This window comes from Streptomyces sp. NH27 (assembly GCF_056859195.1).
The window spans coordinates 1-1,644 of the sequence record NZ_JACEGK010000881.1; the positions used below are offsets into that span (position 1 = coordinate 1).

General features: G+C 74.0%; 3 protein-coding genes. 1 reads left to right on the forward strand and 2 read right to left on the reverse strand.

Features of this window, described 5'->3' with window-relative positions; genetic code table 11:
- On the forward strand, positions 1-258 hold a 258-nt coding region (locus AC13HU_RS36740; RefSeq protein ID WP_483046336.1), incomplete at its 5' end, for a hypothetical protein.
- 42 nt (positions 259-300) lie between these two features.
- Here AC13HU_RS36740 and AC13HU_RS36745 read toward each other — a convergent pair.
- Positions 301-864 carry a hypothetical protein gene (locus AC13HU_RS36745; protein ID WP_483046337.1) on the reverse strand — a complete coding sequence of 188 codons (564 nt, stop codon included), beginning with the start codon at positions 862-864 and terminating at the stop codon, positions 301-303.
- 3 nt (positions 865-867) lie between these two features.
- Positions 868-1,644 (reverse strand): Lsr2 family DNA-binding protein (locus tag AC13HU_RS36750; RefSeq protein ID WP_483046338.1); only part of this gene is annotated, 777 nt, incomplete at its 5' end.

The following is a 1,644-nucleotide window of genomic DNA, read 5'->3' on the forward strand; positions in this document are numbered from 1 at the left end:
GTGGTGAGCAGCGTCGATCCGCAGGTGGCAGCGTTGGCAGGCGGCGAGCAGGTTGTCCTCTCGCACGTCTTCGGGCTGGTGGTTGAGGTGCGCGGTGGTCAGGCAGACCTCGGAGCCGGTGTCGGGGTGGGGCTGGTCGTGCAGGGCGGGGCAGCGGCCGCCGGGGTGCGCCAGGCCGCAGTGGCCCGTGCACTCGCAGCGGCCGCCCGCCCTGCCGAACCGGATCCGTGCGCTGATCTCCCGCAGTTGCGCGGGTAGCGGTGGGCGTTCTCGGGCCGGATCGGCACCAGTGCCTCCGGGTCAGGGTTCGCCTGCGGCCGTACGGCGCTCGAACGCGTCGATCAGGTCGCCGGCCGTCACCGGGTAGGCGTCCGCGCCGACCCACGCCCCATCGGCCCGCCACACGCTGGTGAGCGTGGTGTCCGGGTCGCTGTAGGCGAGGTACGGGCCGAACCGCTCGAGCAGGCCGCCGTCGTCGGGCAGGGAGAGCCCGGGCGGCAGCGGAGGCAGCGGCAGCGCGCCGGCGGGGCTGTCGCCCTGGCCCGTTCCGAGTTCGGCGAAGCGCGGGGGCGCGGTGTCGAGGACCTCCAGCGCGGACACGCACAGCCGCAACGCCCCGCCGGGGTTGTCCGGCACCCGTATCGCCCCGGTGACCCGCAACCGGTCGCCGGGCTGCAGGGTGTGCAGCACCTCGTGAGCGAGCTGCGGGTCGGCGACGGTGCAGGGGAGGACCGCTTCGTTGACGGCGTCCTCGGTGGGGGAGAGGGTCAGCCGGAACAGTGCGGTGAGCGCGAGGCTGTCGCCGGGCTGGGGGTCCTCTTCCAGGTAGCCGTCCAGGACCGCCATGGTGTTGTCGGTGGTCATGGGTCAGCTCGCCTGCGCCAGCCGGGCCGGGCTGTGGGCGGCGTCGTAGGCGTCCAGGATCGTCTTCTTGACGACGCCGGCGACACCGACCTGGTGCCCGTTCTCCCGCGCCCACGCCCGGATGCGGGCCAGTTCCTCCCGGCTCCGCTTGCCGCCGGTGATGGCCGCCGGGGCCGGCACGTCCGGCGCCGTGGCCGCCGTGCGGGCCGTGCCGGTCTTCACCGCGCGGAGTTCGGCCTGCGCGGCCTCCAGGGCGGCCTTCGCCTCAGCGACGCGGGCCTCGGCTTCAGCGGTGGCCTGCTCGGTCCCGCGCCGGTCGGCGAGCTCTGCCAGGTCGCTGCGCACACGGGCGGCCCGGCTGCGGATGCCGGCGAGGTCGTGCCGCTCCGCCCACACCAGCAGCACCTCGGTACCGCCGTCGACCGGCCCGGTGGGGGTCTCGGTGTCGGCGGGGGTGGTCGTCGCGGCGGCTACCAGCTCGGTGACCTTCTGCTCGCTCAGGCCGGTCGCGGTGGCGATGTCGGCGGTGGTGCTTTCCTTCTCCGCCATCTGAACGGCCTCGATCTCGGCCTCGAAGGTGTCGACCAGGGCGTGGATCTGCTGTTCGGTCAGACCGGTCGCTTCCACGATGTCCGCGATGGGGTGATCGGCGTAGTGCATCGACACCGCCATGGCCTCTTCGGCGGTCGGCGTGGCCTTGGGCTGCTGCTCGGTGGTGGGCATGTCGGGGTCGTCTCCTGTCGTTCCGGTCACGGGGGTGGCGGGGTCGGTGGGGTCGGG

Excerpts from the sequence above, each read along its gene's own strand:
- AC13HU_RS36745 (WP_483046337.1), bottom strand. The coding sequence starts at position 864 with ATGACCACCGACAACACCATGGCGGTCCTGGACGGCTACCTGGAAGAG.